This window comes from Bacillus sp. C30 (genome assembly GCF_040838255.1).
Lineage (GTDB): Bacteria > Bacillota > Bacilli > Bacillales > Bacillaceae_G > Bacillus_A > Bacillus_A mycoides.
Genome location: NZ_JBFPJH010000267.1, coordinates 1 through 4621 on the forward strand (window position 1 = coordinate 1; position 4621 = coordinate 4621).

The window sequence follows — 4621 nt, forward strand, 5'->3', positions numbered from 1 at the left end:
ATTACTTTGTTAAAAAAATAGGCGGTAATATGAAAATCCAAGATCCGGATGAGTTAATACATGAGATTGATTGGAAAGGGATACATGAAGTTGGAAAATTATCATTAGCTTTTCCAGAGGATTACGAGCTAATATACCGATATGTAAATAAAAAAGCAAGTGTGTAAATACTTGCTTTTTTAGTGTATCCAAGATAAGAAAAGTGGAACGATAACTAAACTAGCTCCAGCTGTTAAAAGCATTGATAAACTTGCAATTGTACCTTCTACAGGACCGATTTCAAATGCTTTTGATGTTCCGGTCCCATTCGCGCTAGTACCTAGCATTATACCTTTTGCGAGCGCTGTTTTAATACGGCATATGCGTATGAGTGTAGGACCGAATAACGCTCCAGTTAAGGCAGTTAATACAACGAAAACTGCTGTTAATTGTGACATGCCGCCAATCATTTCTGAAATAGCCATTGCAATAGGTGTTGTTACAATGTGCGGTGCTAAACTTTGTTCTATTGTAGAGTCAATTTGAAAAAAATTAGCTAGTAGTGCGGAAGTAATAACAGATAGAAAAGAACCGACAATGACATTAATTAAAATAGCAGTGCCGTGTTTTTTTAATAGATCAAAATGTTTATAGATTGGCCATGCGAAAGCAACTGTTGCAGGTTTTAATAATTCTGTTAGCCAATGACTACCAGATTCGTAGGTTTCGTATGGTGTATCTAATCCAAGTAATAAAGCTATTAAAATGATTGGGCATACAAGAAGGGGAGAAAGCAGACTCCAATTCCAGCGTTGATACATTTTTTTAGATACCCAATATGTGAATAGTGTTAATAGTAAACAAAGAAAGCCGATCATTGTGTTGATCCTTTCCGCTTTAATAGCAATTCTGTTAAAAGTCCTGTTACGAGAGTAACACAAAGTGTACTAATCACGATAATTAAAATGAGATCGATTCCATATTGTGATAATGTATCTTTGTAACGAATGACAGCGACTGCAGAAGGGATGAAAAATAAAATAAGTTCTTTTAATAAAAAGTCTGCACCGTCTTGTATCCATTCTTTTTTCACTATATTAAATTTTAATGAGATTAACAATAAAAAAATACCGATTATACTTCCTGGAACTGGGAGGTGTGCCTGTTTTGCAATCCATTCACCTGTCCAAGCGAAACAAAATAATAATAAAATTTGTCCGCTTAACTTCCACCATTTCATACAGTAACCACCTCTTTGTTTTTTACATAAAAATTGTAAAAAAGAATTAACAATTTCTACTATACGTTCATTCGAAATATTTGTCTAATATATAAATTATATGTTATTAATATATTAGATGTATTAATCGAAAGTGAAAAGGGTGTCCAAAATGGAATTACGGCATTTGCAATATTTTGTTGTAGTGGCAGAGGAATTACACTTTGGACGAGCAGCTGCTCGTTTACAAATGACACAACCACCGCTTAGTCAACAAATTCAGCAATTAGAAAAAGAAATGGGAGTTATGTTATTTTCAAGAACGAAGAGAAAGGTTGAATTAACAGAAGCAGGAGAAATGTTTTTAAAAGAAGTAAAAAAAGCGTTTGAACAAATTGAAAAAGCAGTAGAAGTTGCACAAAGTGCTCAAAGGGGAGAAGTTGGATCACTTTCAATTGGTTTTGTAGGTGCGGCGATATATGATATTTTACCGTCAATCGTCAGAGAGTATAGAAAGAAATTTCCGAGAGTGTCTGTAGCATTACATGAATTGTCCACACCGGATCAGGTGCATGCACTTCATGATAATCGAATTGATATTGGATTTTTACGTCCGCCAATTCCAACGCAATTACTTGAGTTAGAACCAATTCAAAAACTTTCATGTACGTTATGTTTACCGAAGGCACATCCTCTTGCTGAAAAGGACGAAATACATATCGAAGATTTAAGGGATGAACCGTTCGTATTTATTACGAGACCAGTATGGCCAGCGTTATATGATACAATTTTATCGCTTTGCCGTGATGTAGGTTTTAGTCCGCACATTGTACAAGAAGCAACGGAGTATCAAACTGTTATGGGGCTTGTAGCGGCAGGTATTGGAATTACGGTAATACCTGTATCCGCAAATAAATTGTATAGAACAGAAGTTGTATATAAAGAGTTATGTGATTCTAATTTTGTTGCAGAAATGTCAGTGGCTTATAAAAAAATGAATAACAATCCAGAGTTGTTAGAGTTTTTGAAAATTGCAAGAGAGAAAAAAAGGATTGAAGTGGAAGATGCGAAGGCTGAATAGTTGATGAAGTTACAGGGTAGTCATGATAATTAAGTTATATAAAGATTCACCTCATTAAACAAAAAACGGAAATGTAACTAAAGTGCATTTCCGTTTTTTGTTTTTTATTCAATGCTAAGGAGATCAATATGCGTGGTTTCTAGGACTAAAGGCTTAGTAAAGATTCCGATTGAAGTGCGATGTTTAAAATGTCATATTTTTATACACTAGTAGTATAGAATGCGTATGTTATGAAGCAAGGTAGGGGGAAATTATGTCTTTATTTCGGTTAGCGAGAAAAAATATACAAACATTTGCTGCCCAAAGGTTAAAACAATTTATGTGGATTGCTATGAATACAATGCTTTGTTTTTTTATGATATCATTCCGATTCAATGAAGTTGTAATAAGTAAAGCGGAATATACACCTATATTTGTAAAGTGGTTTTATGCTATGTTTCTATTTATAGTTTTTGTGTGTATTTTCATTACATATAAAATGACAGCTTCTCTTTTACAGATAAGAAAAGAGGAGTTTACATCGAATGAAGTGATGCATATGACAGGAAAAGAAATGTTATGTTTATTATGTCAGGAGCAATTATTAACTTACGGAGGAGCTTTTGTTTTCGGATTAATTCATGGTATGTTATTTTTGAAATTATTTATTATTATTTTTATGAAAGCAGTAGGAATCCAAGGGATAACCAATGCACCGATTACGATGTATGCGGTAGTGATAACAGCAGTTGTTATGATAACCGTCATTATAATATCAATGTGGCAATGTTGTAGGTTTACACAAAGGTTAAAGGGTGAAAAGTCATATGAAACGAGGAGAAAGGCATGAGAAATCATGGCTTTTTCTTCATTTTACACATGTTATTAATCATGATACAGTGGGAAGAACTGAAAAAAAGAGTTAAGAAGAAAGGTTGTATGGAATGATAAATGAGCAAGCGATCGTAAAAGTTGATCGATTAACAAAGCGAATTGGTTCAAAGACGTTAGTAGAAAATATTAGTTTTGAAGTGAAAAAAGGTGAAGTAGTTGGCTTATTAGGACCAAATGGTGCTGGAAAAACGACATTAATGCGAATGATGGTCGGAATGATTCGTATGACAGAAGGAGAAGTATGGATTGATGGTCAATCTGTAAAACAGCAATTTGAAAAAACTGCTGCGAAAATTGGTGCTGTAATTGAGACACCAGAATTTTATCCTTTCTTAAGCGGCTATGAAAATTTAACATATTTCGGACGAATGAATGGGAATGTGACTGAAGAGCGTATCGATGAAGTAGTGCAATTGTTAGGAATGGGACAAGTAATTGACCGTAAAGTAAAAGCATATTCACTCGGTATGAGACAGCGTTTAGGAATTGCTCAGGCACTTATACATAATCCAGATGTATTAATACTAGACGAACCGACGAACGGATTAGATCCTAGTGGTATACATGAAATGCGGATGTACATAAAGAAAATTGCGCATGAACAAGGAAAAGCTGTTCTTGTTTCTAGTCACTTACTCTCAGAAGTTGAATTAATGTGTGACAGGGTTATTATTATTCAGCATGGAGAATATGTCGCAACACAAAATATTCAAAGTGATAAAAAGGAAGAAAAAGAAGAAATACATATACGTGTAGATGATGCGAATAAAGCGGCAGAGGTTTTAGAATACGATGTTTTAGTAAAAGAAAACGAATTAATTATAAACGTGAAAGATGAAGAAGTTCCAAATATTCTTCGTACATTGATGGAGAAAAACATTCAAGTTTATCGTGTATATGAAGAAAGAAAAACGCTAGAAGAGCAGTTTTTAGAATTAACAGGAGGAAAAGATATTGTTTAATTTAGTTTATAACGAGCTGTATAAAATATTTAAGCGAAAGCGAACGATTATTCCTTTTGCAGTTATTGCGGTATTAATTATTGGATTAGGATGGGTTACGGTAAAATATTTAGAGCCAGAAACAAAAGGGTGGAAAGCGGATTATACAGAACGCACTGTAGAAATTGAGAAAAAGCTCGGCATGAAAAAAGAGGATATTTTAACAGAAAAGTCAGGAGACGAGCTTGTAAAGGAATACCAGCTTAAAATGAAGCATTTAGATACGAATACAGCGCCAGCAAGTAGTTCTCCGCTTTCATTTATGAGAGATACAGGTTTTATCGTATTTCCAATTTTACTTCCGTTTATTCTCGTATATGCGAGTACGATTTTTGCGAATGAATATAGCTGGGGAACATATAAATTTTTAACAATTCGTCCAGCGAGCCGATTTAAAATTTTAACATCTAAGTTTTTGGCAATCGTTATATTTGCGGCATTATTATTTATATTTAATATGATTTTTTC

At 33.8% G+C, this 4621-nt stretch carries 6 protein-coding genes and 1 pseudogene; 5 read left to right on the top strand and 2 right to left on the bottom strand.

Features of this window, described 5'->3' with window-relative positions:
* Positions 1-167 (top strand): annotated as a pseudogene (locus AB3X49_RS18115) (NUDIX hydrolase); the annotation flags it as partial.
* A gap of 12 nt (positions 168-179) precedes the next feature.
* Here the strand turns inward: AB3X49_RS18115 and AB3X49_RS18120 are convergent.
* Positions 180-857 carry an LrgB family protein gene (locus tag AB3X49_RS18120; RefSeq protein WP_002137763.1) on the bottom strand — a complete coding sequence of 226 codons (678 nt, stop codon included), beginning with the start codon at positions 855-857 and terminating at the stop codon, positions 180-182.
* Positions 854-1219: a CidA/LrgA family holin-like protein gene (locus AB3X49_RS18125; RefSeq protein ID WP_000872360.1), complete on the bottom strand. Its 366-nt coding sequence runs from the start codon at positions 1217-1219 to the stop codon at positions 854-856. Before AB3X49_RS18125 ends, AB3X49_RS18120 begins: the two co-directional genes overlap by 4 nt.
* Positions 1220-1370: 151 nt before the next feature.
* Between AB3X49_RS18125 and alsR the strand changes: the two genes are divergently transcribed.
* From alsR to AB3X49_RS18145, 4 genes are all read left to right on the top strand, one after another.
* Positions 1371-2279: an acetoin biosynthesis transcriptional regulator AlsR gene (gene alsR / locus AB3X49_RS18130; protein ID WP_002128558.1), complete on the top strand. Its 909-nt coding sequence runs from the start codon at positions 1371-1373 to the stop codon at positions 2277-2279.
* A gap of 253 nt (positions 2280-2532) precedes the next feature.
* Complete coding sequence (locus AB3X49_RS18135; RefSeq protein WP_002185137.1) at positions 2533-3108, top strand: FtsX-like permease family protein; 576 nt, start codon at positions 2533-2535, stop codon at positions 3106-3108.
* Positions 3109-3202: 94 nt separating this feature from the next.
* A complete protein-coding gene (locus AB3X49_RS18140; protein ID WP_002167820.1) occupies positions 3203-4114 on the top strand; it encodes an ABC transporter ATP-binding protein in 912 nt (303 codons plus the stop codon).
* Positions 4107-4621: ABC transporter permease (locus AB3X49_RS18145; protein WP_367963815.1), on the top strand; the 515-nt coding region annotated here is incomplete at its 3' end. The genes AB3X49_RS18140 and AB3X49_RS18145, both read left to right, overlap by 8 nt.